The organism is Gleimia sp. 6138-11-ORH1, from assembly GCF_024814355.1.
Taxonomy (GTDB): domain Bacteria; phylum Actinomycetota; class Actinomycetes; order Actinomycetales; family Actinomycetaceae; genus Gleimia.
In genome coordinates, this window is the sequence record NZ_JANUXV010000003.1 from 68367 (window position 1) to 87253 (window position 18887).

At 48.1% G+C, this 18887-nt stretch carries 17 protein-coding genes and 3 tRNA genes; 11 read left to right on the top strand and 9 right to left on the bottom strand.

Annotation, left to right across the window (positions count from 1 at the left end; all coding sequences use genetic code 11):
* Window positions 1-2 precede the first annotated feature (2 nt).
* Window positions 3-1151 carry an ROK family protein gene (locus tag NXS08_RS05345; protein ID WP_259138172.1) on the bottom strand — a complete coding sequence of 383 codons (1149 nt, stop codon included), beginning with the start codon at window positions 1149-1151 and terminating at the stop codon, window positions 3-5.
* Between the two features lie 148 nt (window positions 1152-1299).
* On the opposite strand from NXS08_RS05345, the gene NXS08_RS05350 reads away from it, so the two are divergent.
* The 4 genes from NXS08_RS05350 to NXS08_RS05365 all read left to right on the top strand — a co-directional run bounded on the left by NXS08_RS05350 (window position 1300) and on the right by NXS08_RS05365 (window position 6008).
* Complete coding sequence (locus NXS08_RS05350; RefSeq protein ID WP_259138177.1) at window positions 1300-2535, top strand: ABC transporter substrate-binding protein; 1236 nt, start codon at window positions 1300-1302, stop codon at window positions 2533-2535.
* A gap of 77 nt (window positions 2536-2612) precedes the next feature.
* Complete coding sequence (locus NXS08_RS05355) at window positions 2613-3509, top strand: carbohydrate ABC transporter permease (protein WP_259138179.1); 897 nt, start codon at window positions 2613-2615, stop codon at window positions 3507-3509.
* 1 nt (window position 3510) lies between these two features.
* Window positions 3511-4317: a carbohydrate ABC transporter permease gene (locus NXS08_RS05360; protein WP_259138181.1), complete on the top strand. Its 807-nt coding sequence runs from the start codon at window positions 3511-3513 to the stop codon at window positions 4315-4317.
* Between the two features lie 2 nt (window positions 4318-4319).
* Window positions 4320-6008: a DUF4091 domain-containing protein gene (locus NXS08_RS05365; RefSeq protein ID WP_259138183.1), complete on the top strand. Its 1689-nt coding sequence runs from the start codon at window positions 4320-4322 to the stop codon at window positions 6006-6008.
* On the opposite strand, the gene NXS08_RS05370 is transcribed toward NXS08_RS05365, so the two are convergent.
* Together NXS08_RS05370 and NXS08_RS05375 are read right to left on the bottom strand one after the other, a co-directional pair.
* On the bottom strand, window positions 6005-6670 hold the full coding sequence (locus tag NXS08_RS05370) for a metal-dependent transcriptional regulator (RefSeq protein WP_259138185.1): 666 nt from the start codon (window positions 6668-6670) through the stop codon (window positions 6005-6007). The two genes, NXS08_RS05365 and NXS08_RS05370, sit on opposite strands and share 4 nt — an antisense overlap.
* Window positions 6667-7296, bottom strand: coding sequence for a vitamin K epoxide reductase family protein (locus NXS08_RS05375; protein ID WP_259138188.1), 630 nt, complete (start codon window positions 7294-7296; stop codon window positions 6667-6669). Before NXS08_RS05375 ends, NXS08_RS05370 begins: the two co-directional genes overlap by 4 nt.
* 200 nt (window positions 7297-7496) lie before the next feature.
* Between NXS08_RS05375 and NXS08_RS05380 the strand changes: the two genes are divergently transcribed.
* A tRNA-Lys gene (locus NXS08_RS05380) sits at window positions 7497-7572 on the top strand.
* 33 nt (window positions 7573-7605) lie between these two features.
* A tRNA-Lys gene (locus NXS08_RS05385) sits at window positions 7606-7681 on the top strand.
* Window positions 7682-7855: 174 nt separating this feature from the next.
* Here the strand turns inward: NXS08_RS05385 and NXS08_RS05390 are convergent.
* Entirely contained in the window at window positions 7856-8302 is a 447-nt protein-coding gene (locus NXS08_RS05390; RefSeq protein ID WP_259138190.1) for an HIT family protein, read from the bottom strand.
* A gap of 260 nt (window positions 8303-8562) precedes the next feature.
* On the opposite strand from NXS08_RS05390, the gene NXS08_RS05395 reads away from it, so the two are divergent.
* Genes NXS08_RS05395 through NXS08_RS05405 form a run of 3 tightly spaced genes read left to right on the top strand, consistent with a single transcriptional unit; the run spans window position 8563 to window position 13381 of the window.
* A complete protein-coding gene (locus tag NXS08_RS05395; RefSeq protein ID WP_259138192.1) occupies window positions 8563-11460 on the top strand; it encodes a leucine--tRNA ligase in 2898 nt (965 codons plus the stop codon).
* A gap of 9 nt (window positions 11461-11469) precedes the next feature.
* Window positions 11470-12564 carry an aldose 1-epimerase gene (locus NXS08_RS05400; RefSeq protein WP_259138195.1) on the top strand — a complete coding sequence of 365 codons (1095 nt, stop codon included), beginning with the start codon at window positions 11470-11472 and terminating at the stop codon, window positions 12562-12564.
* On the top strand, window positions 12557-13381 hold the full coding sequence (locus tag NXS08_RS05405) for an Fpg/Nei family DNA glycosylase (protein ID WP_259138198.1): 825 nt from the start codon (window positions 12557-12559) through the stop codon (window positions 13379-13381). The genes NXS08_RS05400 and NXS08_RS05405 overlap by 8 nt, the downstream gene beginning before the upstream one ends.
* Here NXS08_RS05405 and NXS08_RS05410 read toward each other — a convergent pair.
* The 4 genes from NXS08_RS05410 to NXS08_RS05425 are packed head-to-tail and all read right to left on the bottom strand — an operon-like array spanning window position 13378 to window position 16139.
* Window positions 13378-13878 (bottom strand): GNAT family N-acetyltransferase, encoded by a 501-nt coding sequence (locus NXS08_RS05410; RefSeq protein ID WP_259138201.1) that lies wholly within the window; start codon window positions 13876-13878, stop codon window positions 13378-13380. The two genes, NXS08_RS05405 and NXS08_RS05410, sit on opposite strands and share 4 nt — an antisense overlap.
* 60 nt (window positions 13879-13938) lie before the next feature.
* A complete protein-coding gene (gene cysE / locus NXS08_RS05415) occupies window positions 13939-14523 on the bottom strand; it encodes a serine O-acetyltransferase (protein WP_259138203.1) in 585 nt (194 codons plus the stop codon).
* 30 nt (window positions 14524-14553) lie between these two features.
* Entirely contained in the window at window positions 14554-15486 is a 933-nt protein-coding gene (gene cysK / locus NXS08_RS05420; RefSeq protein WP_259138205.1) for a cysteine synthase A, read from the bottom strand.
* 14 nt (window positions 15487-15500) lie between these two features.
* Entirely contained in the window at window positions 15501-16139 is a 639-nt protein-coding gene (locus NXS08_RS05425) for a YigZ family protein (protein ID WP_259138207.1), read from the bottom strand.
* Window positions 16140-16373: 234 nt separating this feature from the next.
* On the opposite strand from NXS08_RS05425, the gene rpmF reads away from it, so the two are divergent.
* Both rpmF and NXS08_RS05435 read left to right on the top strand, forming a co-directional pair.
* The gene (gene rpmF, locus NXS08_RS05430) at window positions 16374-16544 is read left to right on the top strand and encodes a 50S ribosomal protein L32 (RefSeq protein WP_259138209.1); all 171 of its coding nucleotides are present in this window, start codon (window positions 16374-16376) and stop codon (window positions 16542-16544) included.
* A 1543-nt stretch (window positions 16545-18087) separates the two neighbouring features.
* A complete protein-coding gene (locus NXS08_RS05435) occupies window positions 18088-18759 on the top strand; it encodes a hypothetical protein (protein WP_259138212.1) in 672 nt (223 codons plus the stop codon).
* A 51-nt stretch (window positions 18760-18810) separates the two neighbouring features.
* Here NXS08_RS05435 and NXS08_RS05440 read toward each other — a convergent pair.
* Window positions 18811-18886: transfer RNA gene (locus NXS08_RS05440), tRNA-Arg, on the bottom strand.
* Window position 18887 lies beyond the last annotated feature (1 nt).

The following is an 18887-nucleotide window of genomic DNA, read 5'->3' on the forward strand; positions in this document are numbered from 1 at the left end:
GACTAGTCTCTTTTAAGAAGCACTGTTTCTAAAGCAAGTTGCCCCGCGTGTAGAAAGCAACCACTTAATACGGATTGCGTTCCACGCGGGGTAATATAAATTTCCGGTGGGGAAGAGATTTTCCCAGCGAACACTTGAGCAATAGAAGCCTTAACTAAAGAACCACAATCAGAAATAGCGCCGCCAATGGCGATAACTTCCGGATCTAAAAGGTTAATGATTGGAATCAGAGCGTGGCCAATATTAGCGCTAACATTTTGGATTAGCTCAGTTTCTAACTCGCATATGCCCGCAGTTGAAAAAATCTCATTAGTGGGACGCCCATATTTATCCCGCAACTCTTTAAGCAACTGCCTACACTTATGCCAATAGATGTCGCTTCCTAACAAAATCTCGCCAGCTGCTCCGCGAGCGCCCTCTAACAGTTTCCCATTGAAAATTAAACCAGCTCCCACCGTATCTGAACAGTGAACGGCCATTAGAGTTTCTGGTTCAGCTTGATTTTGCTGCAGCAGATGATGCATCCATTCGGTAGCAACCTTCGCGTCATTTACAATCTGCACGGGGCAAGGATTATCTGCAGTGGAAACCAGGCTTTTAATTTCCTCAACCCAATCAGGTTTAGTGAGCGAAGGGAAGGTGTCTGAGCGAAGTAATTGCCCGTTGTGTACGATCCCCATTACTGCGATCACGGTTGCATAGATTGTGCCAGTAGTGTGTTTTTTCAGTTCCTTAGTAAGGGCAACGAAAGTGCTTTCTGGGGAACTTAAATCGCCGTGCGGAATGTAATGCTGGTAAAGCACTGTGCCACTTGCGGAAATAACTCTACCAGTACACCCAGAGAGATTAATTCGCATCACTAAAGTATTGTGATGGTGCGGATTGAGCAGGAATAATTGCGGTTTTCTTCCCCCCAAAGCATGCCCAGTTTTAGCAGTAGTTGAGTTTACCAACCCGATTTTTTCTAAAGAAGCTAAAACCGCGTTGAGGGTAGGGCGGGAGAGGGCTAACTCAAGTTGTAAATCATTCAAAGAAACCCAGTCTGGGTAACCGCTGAGCGCATGAATCACATTCACCGTGTTCTGCAAGCGAATATTAGCGGTGGCTTTTACGGAGTTAGTAGGGTAAGAAAACTGTGGGTTGATTGGCATGAAACCAGTTTACCGAAAAACTAAATTTTAGCCAGTATTTCAAGTTAAAAACTGGTTATAAAAATAGTTATGAAAACTGGTTGCGAAACTTGCCGGGGGAACGTATTCTAAAACTACGGCAAAGGTGCCGCAGTCAAAGGAGTCTGAAATGTCAATGAAACACAAAACACTCGCCGCAGTAACGACTGCGGGAATCCTCTTAGCCGCCTGCGGCGGCACAACCGCCCCATCTGCAGATAGTAAAGTTATCGACCTGTGGATGCCACCCCTGGTAGCAGACAAACAAGACAAAGCCTACTGGGAAGAAGTCGTCAAACCATTCGAAGAAACCCACGGAGTAGACGTGAACGTCACCATCGTTCCCTGGGACTCCTACGAAGCCAAATACCTAACCGGAGTTTCCTCAGGCAACGGCCCAGAAGTAGGATACATGTATTCCGAAATGATCGGCGACTACATTGATAAAGACCAACTCTACGCATTAGACGAATTCGTCACTGACCAGCAAAAATCAACTTTCTACTTCCTAGAAAACGGAAAATTCAACAACAAACAGTACTCCATTCCGCTGGTTGTAGGCGGCGCCCGGATCCTGCTATATAACAAAGACCTACTTGAAAAAGCCGGAGTTGAAGCCCCCACCAACTGGAACGAATTTCTAGAAGTAGGGAAGAAACTTAAAGAAAAAGAGATCACCCCACTGGTAGTGCCTTTCGGGGACGCTCGCGGAGTAATGAATGGAGCTTTCTTCCCCTTCATTTGGCAAGCTGGCGGAGAACTATTTGAAGTAGACGGTTCAAAAACTCGTTTTGATTCCCCAGAAGTCATCGCAGCAGCCACCTACCTTAATCAGCTGAAGGAAACAGGTGTTCTGGATCCAGCTTCCACGGGGATGACTGAAGAAATCACTCGCGGTCTTTTCCTAGATGGAAAAGTTGCTTTCAGTATCGATACTGATCAAAACGCGAAGAGCTGGTCAGACGCTGGAATCAACTACGGGGTGATCCCTTCCTTGGCAGGACCGGATGGAAAACAAGGCACCTTCATTGCCTCTGACTCACTGGTTATGCTGAAGCAATGTAAGGATCCGAAACTTTGCTATGAACTGATTTCTTTCATGACTGAGGGCAAACAGATGGAGAAATTCCATCAAAAGTCGAACTTCCCTCCAATCGGATCCGATGAAAAGAACACTTACCCAGAAGAATTTGCGAAGATCTATTCCGAACAGGCACAGATTTTGAAACCTCTTCCGGTAGTTCCTAACGGAACCGGCACCTACCAGGTTCTTTACACAAATCTGCAGCAGATGCTCAATGGCCAGAAAACTCCTGAACAAGCCATGAAAGACGCTGCAACTGAAGCAAATCAAATGTTGAAGTGAGTTTGCTAGCTAACGAAAGTTAAATAAGTGGGGGCTGGCGTGACGAACCAACCCCCACTTTCAGAAAGTAGATTTTGATGAGCTCTGCAAGAAAGCACTATGCCGGAGAAAGCGCGTTTGGAAAGTGGTCAGGTACATTATATGTCGCCCCTTCCTTCACGATTCTTCTAGTTATTGCGGTTATCCCGATTATTGCCTCAGCCTACCTATCATTTACCAGGTTCGATGTTCTTTCTTCCCCGCAGTGGGTGGGGGCCAATAACTATCAACGTCTATGGGAAGACGATAACTTTTGGAGAGCGCTGAAAAATACGGTTGTTTTCACAGTCTTTACCGTGCCGCTACAGATTTTTATTCCAATGGTTTTAGCCGACAAACTTGCCCGCATGAAAATCCGTTGGCTTTCTGGTTTCATTCGGTCAGTTTTATTCGTTCCCGTGGTGGCTTCCCTCATCTTAGTAGGTACAGTTTGGCAATATATGTTGGCTGGCGAGGTCGGTTTTTTCAACCTGGTTTTAAAACAACTGAACTTACCGGCGATTAACTTTTTAGGTGATCCCCAATATGCCTTAGGCGCAGTAATCATCGTTTCAGCATGGAAGAATATCGGTTATTTCTTGGTTCTTTTCTATGCCGGAGTCTTAGATATACCAAAAGAACGCTACGAAGCAGCCAGCGTTGATGGAGCAAACACGGTACAACAGTTCTTCTACATCACGGTTCCTGGTTTAAAGAAAGTAACGCAGCTTAGTTTATTACTCGCTACGATTTGGTCATTTCAAGCCTTCGACCTGATTTATGCGATGACTAAAGGTGGGCCCGGTGGGGCTACTTCCACCCTTGTTATGGAAATCTACCAGCAGGGTTTCACTCGATTTGATATGGGCTACGCTTCCGCATTAGCGATGGTGTTGCTTTTAATCATTGTCTTGGTATCAGCCGTTCAGAAACTTATGAGTAAGGAAGCTGACTAAAATGCGTTACATCGGTAAAACTCTTTCCGCCTTCTTTATCGGGCTCTTGCTGATCCTTGCGGTACTTCCTTTTGTCCTTATGATTATCACGGCGATTCAAGACACAACCCGTCTTTCCTACACGATAGATTTCGATAAATTAACCCTTGATAACTTCAGGTCACTTTGGGAAGTGCAAAACTTCGGTGGAGCTTTACTTACTTCTACGCTGGTGGTTTGCTTAGCTTGTGTAATGAATATCGTGGTTTGTTCTTTAGCAGCCTATGGTTTCGCCTTTAAACGTTTCCCCGGTTCAGAAGGGATCTTTTGGGTCTACTTGGTTTCCATGATGGTTCCGGGGCAAGTAACTTTGATCCCTATGTTCATGATGTTCACCAAAGCAGGAATCATTGGTAGTTACTTCTCATTAGCCTTACCAGTGGTGAATGCTTTTGGAGTCTACCTAATCCGTCAATTCTTATATTCGATTCCCAGTTCACTGATTGAAGCTGCACGAATTGATGGTGCAAGTGACTTTCAGATTTTTATGCGAATAATCATCCCCCTGATTCGTTCAGTTTTAGTTGCACTGACTGTTTTTACTTTCTTAACAACCTGGAATGATTTCCTCTGGCCCTTAGTTTCCCTCCAGTCAGATACTACGCAAACTGTGACGTTAGCAGTTTCGCAACTGAAAGGCTCTTTCTCTATCCAATACGGAATGGTGATGGCGGGAACCACCATTGCATTTATGGTGCCTTTCATCGTTTACGTAGTTATGCAACGCCAATTCATTGAAGGGGTCACTTCTTCAGGGGTGAAAGGATAAAAATGTTTGAGTTAAAACTGGTTAATGCACTGGATAAAGTGCTTCCACACCGCGAGCCCATTCCTTTAGTTACAACCGCGGCAGAGGTGAAGCTGAAAGCCTTACAGACACAAACGACCTCGGTGCAATTGGCTTTTAAAACCAGCAACTTAAATGAACTGGCCACTTTTAACTTTGAAAGTGAGAAAGTCAGTTTCTCAACTTACAAAGTCGGGTTAGTGCCGGTGCAAAACCCGGCTCCGCTTCACCCTGATGATGCCTATTTATTGACAACTCCTGGTCTGATGCCAGACCCACTGTATCCTCTGGGAGAGTTTCAAGCAGCTGGTAGCGTCACCTTAAAAGCTGGACATACTGGATGGAACAGTATTTGGATTGATTTAGTAGCTCCGCCAGGAAAACATTTAATCAACTTTTCTGTGAGCGCTCCCTACCAACAAAATAGAAGTACTGCCAGGACTGCTTCAAAGGAAGCTCCGCCAGTTTACGAAACGCAACTTGAGTTAGAGGTCTTAGAAACTCAGCTTCCCGCTGCGCAAATCGTTAATACCCAATGGTTTCACGCAGACAGTTTAGCTAATTATTATGAAGTTGAGGTATGGAGTGAAGCACATTGGCAAGTAATCGACGCCCAGTTCGCATCAGCCGCGAAAATGGGAGTGAACTGCCTGTTAATGCCACTGTGGACACCGCCTTTAGATACGGCAGTAGGAACCTATCGTACCACCGTGCAGTTATTGGAAATCAGTGAAGCAGCTGGCGAATATAGTTTTGATTTTACGCGCGCTGAAAAATGGCTGGAACTTATGCGCCGCCATGGGATAAAGCAGGTGGAAGTGCCCCATCTTTTCACTCAGTGGGGCGCTGCAGCCACCCCAAGATTCTTAATCACTGACGCTACCGGAAAACAAACTTATCGTTTTGGGTGGGAAGAACCTGCTAGTTCACCGGAGTATCGGAAGTTCCTAACCCAGTTAATTCCAGCGGTCAGAAGTTTCTTTAGCGCGGAACTTGGGGAAGAAAACACCTGGTATCACATTTCAGATGAGCCAACTAAAGAGCAACTTAATGCCTATCAAAAAGCTAAAACTCAAGTTTTCGATCTATTAGCGGGAACGCAAATCATAGATGCACTTTCTGAACCTGAACTATTAGCAGCAGTAGAAAAACCGGTGGTAGCTACTGATGCGGTGGATAAGTTCCGCAAAGTGCAGGTAGAACCTGAATGGGTGTACAACTGCGTGGCGCAAGCTACTTCTGTAGCTAATCGGTTCATGGCACAAAGAGGTACTCGGCACAGAGAAATTGGTTTCCAACTTTATAAGGGGAAAGCTAAGGGATTTTTACACTGGGCATTCAATTTTTATAACAGCCAATATTCATTAGGCAGTGTTGATCCCTACCAGGATACTGCCGCTGGAGGTGGTTTCATTTCCGGTGATGCCTTTGTGGTTTATCCAGGTAAGAATGGGGAAGTAGTAGAGAGCCTTAGGCATAGGCTTTTGAGAGCGGCAATTGATGATCTGGCGCTTTGCCAGTTGGTAGAAAAACGCTATGGCAGAGAAACAGTTCTAAAAGCTATTGATCCTCAGGGGACCATTGACTATAACTGCGGTTATCGAAATAGTGTCGAAATAGATGAGGCGCGCGCAGCTTTGCTTGAACTACTTTCAGGAAGTGAAAGGCCTTAAAGGGGGAGGACTCGGATAAAGGCGCCCAGGGTATAGGGTAAATCAACGCGTTGCCCGGCAACTTCCAATCCTACCAGTGCAGTCACATCTGATTTTTCTAACACCAGCACCTGTTTTCCCGGAGTTATTCCGCGGCTTTCAAAGTGGCGTAAAACCTCTGGTTCTGCGTCACGAATTCGCACAATCTCTAAGGGGACTTCAGTGGGGGCGGTTAGGACTGAGAGAGGGGAAGATGAGGCAACCGATCCGTCCTTGCGGGGAATCGGATCGCCATGCGGGTCAGTGGCTGGATAGTCTAGAACTTTATCGATTTGGTCGATGAAGCGTTCGCTCACCGCGTGTTCAAGTTGCTCAGCTTCTTCATGTACTTCATCCCATGAAAACTCTAAAACTTGATGTAGGAAGGTTTCTAAGATTCGGTGGCGACGCACCATTTTCATGGCTTGTTCGCGTCCTGCCGGGGTTAGGCGAACTTGCTGATAGGGTTTGTGGTCCACTAAACCGGCTTCTTTTAAGCGACGTACGTTTTCTGACGCGGTAGAGGGGACTACTCCCATTAGGTTAGCTAAGTCAGATACCCCAACGCCTTTTTCGTCCCATTCTTCAGCTGAATAAATGGCACGCACATAGTCTTCGGACATGGTGGAAATCCGGGGTTTCACAATAGAGTCGCAATCTTATCGGTCAAACCTAACAGCACGGTAATGGCGGTAAGTAAGAAAAGTGTAGCTACAACAGCCCAAGCGTTTTTGTGAAGGGGTTTTCCCCAGGAATTAACCAGGGGTATTTTGCAAATGGAAAGTGCATAAGTGTTTAAGGTTCCGAAAGTTATGAAGGTTGCTGCCCAAATAACCAGGCAGTAGGGGCATAGTGCTTGGAAGTTAAAGATGGAAGCGTAGAGGAAGAAACCGATAAAGAGTAGGGAAGCTCCAGAAGCTGCGGCTAAAAGGTGCCAAACTTGGCGTGGTAGGTGAACTTTCAAATAAGAAGTAACTGAAACGAATAGGGTTACTGCGAAAAATGCTATTCCTAAGGCGGTGTTAGGCAACCCGAAGAATAGGTGGGCTTCCCAAGAGGTGAGTGAAGAACTGCAGCCTACCAGTATGGAAATGTCACAGTTAAGGGCGGCAGTGGGATCAGATAAATACTCAATTTCAGTTTTCAATAACCCTAGGGAGGCGATTAAACCTGCTACGGATGCTAGTAGTAGAAAGGTATTTGCCAGTGGGGAGAGGTGAAAACTGTTTTTGGATGTGCTAGTTAATGGTGCGGAAGTGGATTCGCCCATACTAATCGTCTCTTTCAAACAGGATAGTTTTTTGTCTCTTATCTAGCATAAAGGGTGTGGGCTGATTTTTGATAGTTAAAATTTGGTGCAGGGTCTTTCACAGGGTAGTTAAGTTCAGGAGCTTGACTTTACCTTGTGACTGAGGGCACAGAGGGTAGATTTGGAGATTTTACCCTAAGGAGAGTAAAGTATTCATGTACGCGCCGTTAGCTCAATTGGCAGAGCAACTGGCTCTTAACCAGTGGGTTGGGGGTTCGATTCCCTCACGGCGCACCAACGGATTCTGATGTTTCAGCATTAGTGTTCGTAGCGCCGTTAGCTCAATTGGCAGAGCAACTGGCTCTTAACCAGTGGGTTGGGGGTTCGATTCCCTCACGGCGCACCAGCATTGCCCCGCAAATGCGGGGTTTTTCTTTACCCATATTTCGGTTTTATCATTCGTCTAATACCCGGGGGAAGTTTCAAAAAATGGGTCTATTCAGGTTATCTTCACTAACTATAAAAAGTAGGTGGGGAACTGAAAGTTCCCCACCTATAAGTGAGCGTTAAATACGAAAGATTAAGAAAGTGCTGGAGAATCGATAGTTAGCGGAACGTTAGCTTCATGCCCCTGTTCTTCCAAAGCAGAGCGGAGTGCCTGCATAGTTGATTCAAGGACGCGTTCAGAAACTTCAGTTGCTTCCGCAAGCACCAGGTCATTCTCGTCCCGCAGTGGAATTACGTGCAGGTGTGCGTGGGGAACTTCAAAACCAGCGATTTCCAAACCAATACGAGTACATTCGTAAACACCTAACTGCGCTTTACCAATACGGTGTCCCACTTTCATTAGGTGAGCAGCTAAATCTTCAGGCATATCAGTCCACGCATCGTGAACTTCGCGTGGTACTACCAGCACGTGTCCGGGACGGATGGGGGCTTTGGTAGCAAAAACAACACAGAGGTCATCAGCATATACAAACTTGCCGGGCCATTCACCGGCAATAATCTTTTCAAAAATAGTAGTCATAGCTCTATTGTGCCTGTTGAAAATCTATTTTTATAGGAAAGCAGACCTATCTCTCACCAGAAAATTCTGAGGGGATTTTTCACAATCAAATTCCTTATGAAGAATGTTGAAAACTGCGCGATTGCCACTATGAAAATCAAAATAATTCTCAGTTCAAAAAATGTAATCTCTTTTACCGGCTGATATTTAGGTCGAGATACCTACAAATCCTTAAAGTGCGGTAATCTAATAGGTGATTAACTGTGAGAAAAGAGGACGAAATGAGCCAGGCTCCCGCCGTAGAAACACCGTTCCGTTACGACGCGAAACTCGCTGGGGAGATTGAAACCCGTTGGCAGCAGATTTGGGCTGAGACCGGAGCATTCCATGCTGACAATCCCGAGGGCGATTTAGCTGGACCTCAAGCGGCGAAAGACCCTTACTATTTGCTGGATATGTTCCCTTACCCATCCGGGTCGGGTCTACACGTGGGACACCCATTGGGGTATATTGCCACTGACGCGTTGGCTCGTTTCCAGCGTATGCAGGGTAAGAACGTTCTCTATACCCTTGGTTTTGATGCTTTTGGGCTCCCGGCGGAACAGTATGCGATTCAGACGGGACAGCATCCGCGGATTACCACTGATCAGAACGTGGAAAATATGCGTCGTCAGTTGAAGCGGATTGGTTTAAGCCATGATTTACGCCGCTCTTTCCAAACTACTGATGATGAGTACGTTAAATGGACGCAGTGGATTTTCCTACAAGCCTTTAACTCTTACTATGATCCTGAAGCGAAAAATCCGAGTGGAAAATTAGGGTCAGCTCGCCCCATTTCAGAATTAGTTGAGAAATTTGCTTCCGGGGAAAAATCTACCGGGGGTAAGCCCTGGGCGCAGATGAGTGCAAAAGAACAGGCTGCTTTGCTAGATGAGTACCGTTTAGCGTATGTTTCCGAAGCGCCGGTGAACTGGTGTCCTGGTTTAGGAACCGTTTTAGCTGATGAAGAAGTTACGAATGAGGGCCGTTCTGAGCGCGGTAACTACCCGGTCTTTAAGTCTCGTTTGCGCCAGTGGATGATGCGGATTACCGCGTATGCTGATCGGCTTTCTGAGGACCTTGATACCGTAGATTGGCCTGAGAAGATCGTTACTCAGCAGCGTAACTGGATTGGCCGCTCTGAGGGAGCAACTGTTCATTTCGAGGTCGCTGCTGGGCAGGAAACTAAAGAAACACGGCTAACTGTTTTCACTACCCGTCCTGATACTCTATTTGGCGCGTCTTTTATGGTGGTAGCTCCTGAACACCCCTTAGTGGGGGACCAGCAGGCAACTGAAGAGGAACTTACTGTTCCCACTCAGTGGCCAGCTGAAACGCGCCCCGAATGGACTGGCGGATACGCCACTCCAAAAGAAGCCGTGGCAGCGTACCGCGCTCAAGCTAAGACTCGTTCTGATTTGGAACGTACCCAAGGTGAGGGCGAAAAGACCGGGGTTTTCACCGGTATTTTTGGAACTAACCCGGTAAATGGTCAGCAGATTCCTGTCTTTTTAGCAGATTACGTGCTGATGGGCTATGGAACTGGCGCTATTATGGCTGTTCCTGCTCACGATACCCGCGACTTTGCTTTTGCAACTAAGTTCAACTTGGATATTCGCACCACCATTCAACCTGGCCCTGAACATACTGAGGGGGCTTGGACTGGTGACGGAGTTATCATTAACTCTGCAAATGCGGAAATTAGTTTAGATGGCTTAAATAAAGCAGATGCGATTGCAAAGATCACTGCTTGGCTTGAAGAAAAAGAACTTGGTTACCCTACGGTGACTTTCCGTTTACGTGATTGGCTTTTCTCTCGCCAGCGTTACTGGGGTGAACCTTTCCCAGTGGTTTATGGTGCAGATGGTAGAGTACACGCTTTGCCAGAAGAAATGCTGCCGGTAACTTTACCTGAGGTTGATGATTTCCGTCCTCGGACATTTGATCCTGACGATGCCAACTCTTCCCCGGAAGCTGCCCTGGGACGAGCCCAGGAATGGGTGGCGGTAGAACTGGATTTAGGTGAAGGTTTGCAAACCTACTATCGCGATACCAACACAATGCCAAACTGGGCGGGTTCTTGCTGGTACGAGATCCGCTACACTGATCCCAATAACTCGGAGCAGCTTGTTTCTCCAGCTAACGAAGCCTACTGGATGGGGGCGCGTACTCCCGGAGGTGCAGGTGGAACTGACCTGTATGTAGGCGGGGTAGAGCACACGGTTTTGCATCTGCTGTATGCGCGTTTTTGGCATAAGATTCTTTTCGACTTAGGACACGTTTCTTCTTCAGAACCATTCCATAAACTCTTCAACCAAGGGTATGTGATGGCCTATGCTTACGTGGATAGTCGCGGACAGTACGTGCCGGCCGACCAGGTTGAAGGCAGTGAAGAAACCGGTTGGTTCTATCAGGGAGAACCGGTTGAACGTGAATACGGAAAGATGGGGAAGTCCTTAAAGAACTCAGTTACCCCTGATGAAATGTGTGAAACCTACGGGGCAGACACTTTCCGTATTTATGAGATGGCGATGGGTCCGCTGGAGATTTCTCGCCCGTGGGAGACTCGCGCAGTAGTGGGCGCATACCGTTTCTTACAAAGATTGTGGCGTAACGCGGTGGACGAATACACCGGGGAGCTAACTATCACGGAAGCGGAAGCAGATTTGCCAACGAAGAAACTGGTGGCGCGGACGATCGCTGAGGTAACTGAAGACTATCAGCAGATGCGGTTGAATACAGCGGCTGCGAAAATGATTGTGTTAAATAATCATTTGACTGGTTTAAAGCAGGTTCCGCGTGAGGCTCTTGAACCACTGGTGCTTATGGTGGCTCCGTTGGCTCCGCACATTGCCGAAGAACTGTGGGCTAAGTTGGGGCATAAGGAATCCTTACTGCGCCAGCCTTTCCCTGTGGTTACTGACGAATCTTTGCTGGAGGAAGATTCTGTAGTTTGCGTGATTCAAATGAATGGTAAGATCCGCGGACGTTTAGAAGTTTCCCCTAGCATTTCCGAAGCGGATTTGCAGGAATTAGCGCTTAACTCTGAGGTAGTGCAAAAAGCTTTAGCTGGGCGTGAACCGCTTAAGGTGATTGTGCGCGCTCCGAAGCTAGTTTCGGTTGTGTTACCTAAGGAATAAGGGATTTCGGTGGCTGACGCATTAACCTATATCGACATATCTTTGCATGATTCGCAAGCGCGAATTTGTACTCGCGGGGCAGTGGTCACGCAGTGGCTGGTGCCTTCGCGGACAGGCGAGTTTAATCTGATTGACGGTTATGCGTCAGATTCCGAAGTGCTGGCAGGTGACGGTTGTCGCAGTGCTTTGCTGGCGCCTTGGTCTAACCGGATTGCGGGGGCATCTTATACCTGGCAGGGCAAGTCCACGGAACTGGCTGGTGCGGGTGAGCCGATGCTTGAAGCTTTGCATGGTTTAGTTTTGGCAGCTGATTTTACCGTAGATATTCACGAAGAAGATTACGTGTCACTGTCCACGGTAGTTAGGGATGAGCATTATCCGGTTCCGTTTGCGTTGCGCGCTGATTACACGCTGAGTGAAGCAGAGGGCGTTTACGAGTTGAACTTAACTTTAACTGCTGAGAATCTGGGTGAAATTCCGGCTCCGATTGGCTTGGGTTGGCACCCGTATATTCGTTACGAGGGCGCTCGAAGCGACGCTGAGTTGATTGTGGAAGCAAAAACTCGGATTGAAGTTGATGAAGCATTAATCCCGCTTGCCGGTGCAGCTGCTTTCACTGAGTTAGCTGGATTGGAAGCAACTGACACGCAGGCATATATTGAAGAGCTTTCTCAGCTGTGGATCGGTGACTTGAGTAATTTAGATACGGCGTTTACTGATCTGGTGATTGAAGAAACTAATGGGACTGTGGGGGCTTCTTTATTCCACGCTTCGGGGGCGCGCACTGATGTGGTAGCGACTTCACTGCAACCGATACAGACGGGGGTAGGGGTGCTGCATTTTTTCACCGGAGAGCCTTTAGCACAACGTGCAACTGAGTCTTTGGCGATGGAGTTCTGCCAGTTTATGACCAATGCTTTTAATCGTCCTGAGTGTGAGGACTATTTGCAGGTTTTACCTGGGCAGACCCAAGAAATGTCGGTGAGTATCTTACATGCGGCAGACCCAGAGACTTCGCACGCTGATGAAACTGAGCTACAGACAACCAGTTTGCCGATTGCAGTATCGGTAGTTGGAGCTGAAACTGAGGGGCTAAATGCCTGAAGGACACGTTATTCACCGACTTACCGGACGGCTCCTAGCTGAGTTTGGCAGCTACCCGCTTAAAGTGCTTTCCCCGCAGGGAAGGTTTGCAGATTCTGCTCAGTTACTTGATGGGCAGTCGCTTACGGGGAGTGCGTCTTGGGGAAAGCATATTTTCCTTAAATTTGGGGATGTTCCTGATGAGTTAGCACTGTGGCTTCACGTGCATTTGGGTTTATACGGTAAATGGCGTTTTTATCCGTTAGATGCTTTTGGTGATCCTCCGCCGGTGAGAGGTGAAATCCGGTTGCGTTTGGTTGGGAAGGACCAGGTGGCGGATCTGTCCGGCCCAACGCGTTGTGCGGTAGTTACGTTTGCGGAAGTCCATCAGGTTTTACGCCGTTTAGGGCCCGATCCATTGGTAAATCAACCTGCGGACAGAGAACGCTTCATTACTTTAGTGAAGTCTCGTAAACGTGCTATTGGTGAGTTGATTATGGATCAGTCAGTAGTGGCTGGCCCGGGTAATATTTACAGGGCTGAGTGCCTTTTTAGGGTGGGGATTTCTCCGTTTAGGAAAGGCGCGAATGTAGCTCAAAGGCGGATTGGGTTACTGTGGGATGATTTGCGCGCGGGTCTTCTGGACGGGTTAGCAACGGGTTTGATCTCTACCATGCTTCCGCAGGATTTACTGCCAGAGGATCCTGCAGATATTGAGGCGCAACGTTTTTACGTTTACCATCGAACCGGGCGTCCCTGTGTTCGTTGCGGCACGGAAATTGCGGAGCAATTGATGCAGAATCGGCGTCTCTTTTGGTGTCCGAACTGTCAGCGTTAAGCTTCGTTTTCGATGAATCCCAGTGACGTGTATAGCTGCGCTGCGGGCGCAGCTTCATGTAGGTCTACTCGCAGGCTAATTGAATCGTAGCCAGCTTTCTTTACGCGCAGAGCAATTTCTCCGACTAAAGCTGTGGCGATCCCCTGTCCGCGGTGGGCGGGGTCTACCATCAGGTCAGTGATAATGGGAGTGTCATCGGGGAGGTCTTCCCAGGGGCTGGTGACAGTAAGTAATATAGCGCCCACTAACTTTCCATTAAGCCATGCGCCGACGAAAGAGTTATCTAAGGGTTTACCGAATTCACCGTTAAAGGCCATGCGCATTTCCTCTACGGCTTCTAATAGGTCTTCGGCAGTGAAGCGGTGATCGTAGGCAGCTAGGTAGAGGGACGCTAACGCGGGAATATCGTAGCGGGTTAAAGTAGCCAGCTCGATTCCCTCTGGTCGTTCAATATCGACCAGTTTATTCAACTTTGAATGCAGTGTGAGCTGTGACATACCCTCAGTCTACCTGATAGTAACGTCACTCACACCGCAAATCGGTGAAGCCGCCAGAGGTCAGATGAATAAAGTGGGATCTACAATCAAATCAGCTGCACGGCTTTCTTCACAAAGAGGTTTATTCGCAGCCGGAATCCCAATTGCCACGTGTTCAGCAGGAACGTCTTTAACAACCACCGCATTAGCACCAATTTTAGAACTGTCACCAACCGTTATCGGCCCGAGGATTTTCGCTCCCGCTCCGATCATCACGTGAGAGCCAACTGTGGGATGGCGTTTGCCTTTAACCATCGCTACGCCACCTAAAGTGACTCCGTGGAAGATAACTACATCTTCACCCACTACGGCAGTTTCTCCAATTACCACGCCGGTACCGTGGTCGATAAAAACTCGCCTGCCCAGTTCAGCCCCCGGATGAATATCTATCCCCGTATGGGAACGTGAAATAGAAGAAATAACTCTTGCTAAAGTCCGGAAACCTTTGTACCACAGATTATGGGCGATCCGATGCGCCCAGATTGCATGCACGCCAGGATACGCTAAAGCAACCTCCCATTTTGAGGTTGCGGCAGGGTCGCGGTGCCGGGCATTTGTTAAATCCTCTTTAGCTAAAGCAAAAAAGGACATTCCAGAGTCGTGCATAAGAATCCTTAAGTAAGCAAAGAATAATCTTTATTCAGCAAAATGTGACCACAGGGGAGTAGACAGGTACCGTTCACCCGTATCAGGCAGAACCGTCACAATAGTTTTACCAGCATTTTCCGGGCGGGAAGCTAACTGGGCGGCTCCCCAAAGGGCTGCTCCTGCTGATATGCCCACCAAAAGCCCTTCTTCAGCAGCAGCGCGGCGCGCAAACTCTAAAGCAGCTTCAGTAGGGGCTTGGAGGACCTCATCTAAGATTTCCCGATCTAAGTTCTGCGGAATAAAGTTAGCCCCGATTCCCTGGATCCCATGTGGGCCAGCTTGACCTGTGGAAAGCAACGGAGAATCAGCTGGTTCGATCGCAACAACTTGTAAATCTGGTTGCATTTTCTTTAAGAATCCACCTGCTCCAGAAATAGTTCCACCGGTGCCAACTCCCGCAACTAAAATATCTACTTTACCGCCAGTGGCTTCCCAAATTTCTTTACCGGTATTAGCAGTGTGGGTGGCTGGGTTTGCCGGATTTACAAACTGTGAGGCTAAAACGGCGCCCTCGGAATTGGCGACTAACTCTTCGGCAGCTGCCACGGCTCCTTGCATTCCAAGTTTCGGGTCGGTGAGAATCAACTCGGCACCAAAAGCGCGCATTAAAACCCGGCGTTCAATGCTCATCGAAGAGGGCATGCAGATAACTACTTGGTAGCCGCGAGCCGCACCGACCATCGCTAAAGCAACTCCAGTATTTCCCGAGGTCGCTTCGACAATCTTCCCTCCGGCTAAAAGCTGTCCCGACGCTTCTGCAGCATCAACAATCGCTACCGCGATCCGGTCTTTTACAGAAGAAGCAGGGTTGAAAGACTCTAATTTAGCCAATACGGTAGCCTGCTGATCGGTGACTCGGTTAATCCGCACCAGCGGAGTGTTGCCAATCGTTTCCGTAATATTATTTGCAATCAGTGACACAGTTATCTCCTTGGCTAGTTTTCAAGTGGGACAGCTACCACGGTTGGAGGAAGTTCTTCGGGCGTGACCGCCCCCGTAGTAATAGAACCAACAAGCGCTTGAAATTCTTCCACATTTTCAGGTGGGATAGCACACAGAATCCGCGCGTATTCGTCGTATTCCAAACCAGTAATTTCAATCCCGCGGGAACGTAAGTCTGCTTCTACACGTCCGGCGGTGGCATGTGGGCAGGGAAGTACCCACTGCGTCATAGTTTTAAGTTCAACCAACTGGGCTAAAGCTAAGGCCTCTGAAACGCTAGTTGAGTAGGCTCTTACCAGGCCGCCAGCTCCTAAGAGGATCCCCCCAAAATAGCGGGTGACTACCGCAGTGACGTTAACTAGTTGGTTACGTAATAGCACGTCTAACATGGGCATGCCAGCTGTGCCTGAGGGTTCGCCATCGTCATTTGAGTGACCTATTTCGTTTAGTCCCTCAGGTTTAACTACAAAGGCTGAGCAGTTGTGACGGGCATCTGGATATTCTTCACGCACCGTGGCAATTAGCTGGCGCGCAGCAGCTTCGGTAGGCGTATAGGCTAGGGTAGTGATAAACCGGGAACGCTGGATTTCGATTTCATTGCGAATCCAGGTGCCAGCTTTAACGCTCCGCATTTACTACTCCTTAGCTTGACTATCTTTTCTAATAGTCGCACGGTTTTACTAGTTTTGTAACCTGAGCTATCGGTTTCATATCTAGTGTGATTGGTGGTATCCTGGATAGGTTGCGTAAACGCGGTAAATATCACAGCGTATTTTGGTGGGTTTAACTGGAAATTCCAGGGCTAAACATGGCAAAGTAATCTGTGGCAAGTTAATTATTTTCTATTCTGTGAAGGAGTGGCGGCTATGGCAGTGCCAAAGCGTAAAATGTCTCGGTCGAACACCCGCACTCGCCGGTCTAGCTGGAAGGCTGAGCTGACTGAGCTCGTCACCATCCGCGTACAGGGCCGTGAAGTTCGAGTGCCTCGTCGTTTGGCTAAGGCTTACAAGACCGGTCTGATCTCTGTCGAAGGCTGAGTTAATCTGACTTAAAAAGTGGCGACCCCGCAAGGGGTCGCCACTTTTGTGTTTCTAGGTCCAGGTTGCTGAGCGTTTACCGGTTTTGGGGCTTCGAGGGTGTACGCGCTTACTGAGAATACGGTTTTCCTTGATAAATGAGCGAAAAACCGGAGCTGAAATTACGTCATCGCAGGGCCCTGGCAAATCACGCTAGAACCTGCTCGGTTTGTTTTTATGCGCTGTTTGTTTTTGAAGGCGCTGTGGGTTTTGAATGCGCTGTGGGTTTTGAATGCGCTGTGGCGGGGGTGCTAACAGGGCTGCGCCCAACTTGGTCTACGCATCCTCGTCGCCCTCGGCAAACTGGGGGCTGTGCCCAACGTGGCTTTCGCGCCCTCCTTACCCGCATCCTCGGCCCTCGGCAAACCGGTTTTAGTATAATTTCTGCGAAATTGTACTAAAATGGTGCAGTTTGGCGGGTTTTCGGGGGCGTTTTAGTACATTTTCTGCGAAATTGTACTAAAACGCTTAACGCGAACCCGCTCAGGCAGTTAGGTGTAGCGGACGAAAACATGCCCTGTGTGTTTTTTATGCCCTGTCTGTTCTTCTCCCATGCTCCGCAACGGGCGCGCTTTCAACTCCAAACCGTGCTGGTTATGCGGCGAACGCAAGCTTAGTTCCCGTTGGAGTTACCGCACTAAAACACACTTCCTATCCGCATCCTTCACCTTCATCCTCACAAAAATCACATACGCAGAGATGCCAGGACGGGGGCGGACCAGAAGGTGAAAACCTACTCAAATAAACCAACAATGACGCCTCCGGGAAATGCGCCAACCACGCGGGGGCGTAAGGCTACTTAAGCGTGCAGTTTTCATTGCCGAAACCGCGCAGAAAAACTTGCATTTAACAGCTGCGCGCAAGAGGTTGGTGGCTGCGTATGCGTGCGTGGCACCGACTACCCCCACGAAAATAACTACTTAAAGTTTGAATCATCAACCATTTTTTCCTACAGCCCTGCTTTGTCATAGATTCCGACGCTGTGCGGACTGAACAGTTCTGTTCACATGGTGGAATAGTTTGGAAAAGTCTCCATAAAAATCAAATAATGGAAATGTCAAAAAACGAAAGAAGAAAGTAAAATGCGTGTTGGCGTTCTGATGCAACATCTTCTGACGGGAACCCTTCTTGTTGCCTCGGTCCTGGGGGGGATTAAACTCTGAAGGAGATTCAGAGTAACCTTTTAATCGAACTCGTCCATGTCAGCCACAGTCTTTGCCGATAGAAACCTTTTCTATTAGTGCTACAACTGACGGAAACTCTATCCTATGTGCCGGCGGGTCAATGTTTCCTCAACGTTTATACGTACGGGGGCAAGTAGCGTCATTGATTTGGGAAGATTCACCGTAAAAAGAGGGGCTGCTCGCTATGAACAAAGAGGGCAAGCATATCGCATCGAGAAAGACCATTCAGGTCATGGTGGCACAGCCTGGAAACTATATGATCCCAGGGGAAGACGCGTAGCCTCATTAACACCAAGTGGATACATCTTAAGGATTGACTGATGGAAAACTATACGAACTGGCCAAATATTCTAAGAAACAGTGGGTATCCCCAAATCTCAGGCTCATTCACAGTGCAGCGAAATGAGCACAGCACGGTTCGCTATTTTATCGACACAGCGATTTGCCCTGCAGTAAGAAAACCAGATGGTGAAGAGCTTGCTCCAAGTTTGGTTTTGTCTGAACAAGATGATAAAGCAGGGTACGAAATCTACGTGGACTACCGGGACATCTGTGACAACGACCAGCTCTTAGCTTACTATCAGGTGCAAGACGGAGAGCTAACCGAACAACCACTTGAAAAAGTCGCTGACCGCAACAATGAACTGGCACACATGAAACTGCCATTAGCCCGGGCTGTCAAGGATCTAGCGTTAGCCTGCCTTGCAGACCAGCTGCCGGGTCCGGGTGAGGAAAGAGTTACCGCTGACGGGGTAATCCACATACCTGCTGAAAATCCGGAAACAGGCTATTTCTACAGGCGACTTGTCCCAATGGGACCCGTAATAGATACAGAAACTGATGAGGTATTGTGTTACGAACTGCATGAGTACCGACTAGACCGCCCAATCGGACACGGAGTCATCTACTGGGACGGAAATACTCTTCAGTCAGCAAAATACTGGCCAAATGGGAAACTCCCAGGGATTCACGAACCAATAGCGTTCGCTTAAACAAAGTTGGTGTGGGGTGCAAGAAAATCTTGCACCCCACACCAGTTTTGATGGTACCCCCGACAGGATTCGAACCTGCGACCAAGTGCTTAGAAGGCACCTGCTCTATCCACTGAGCTACGGAGGCA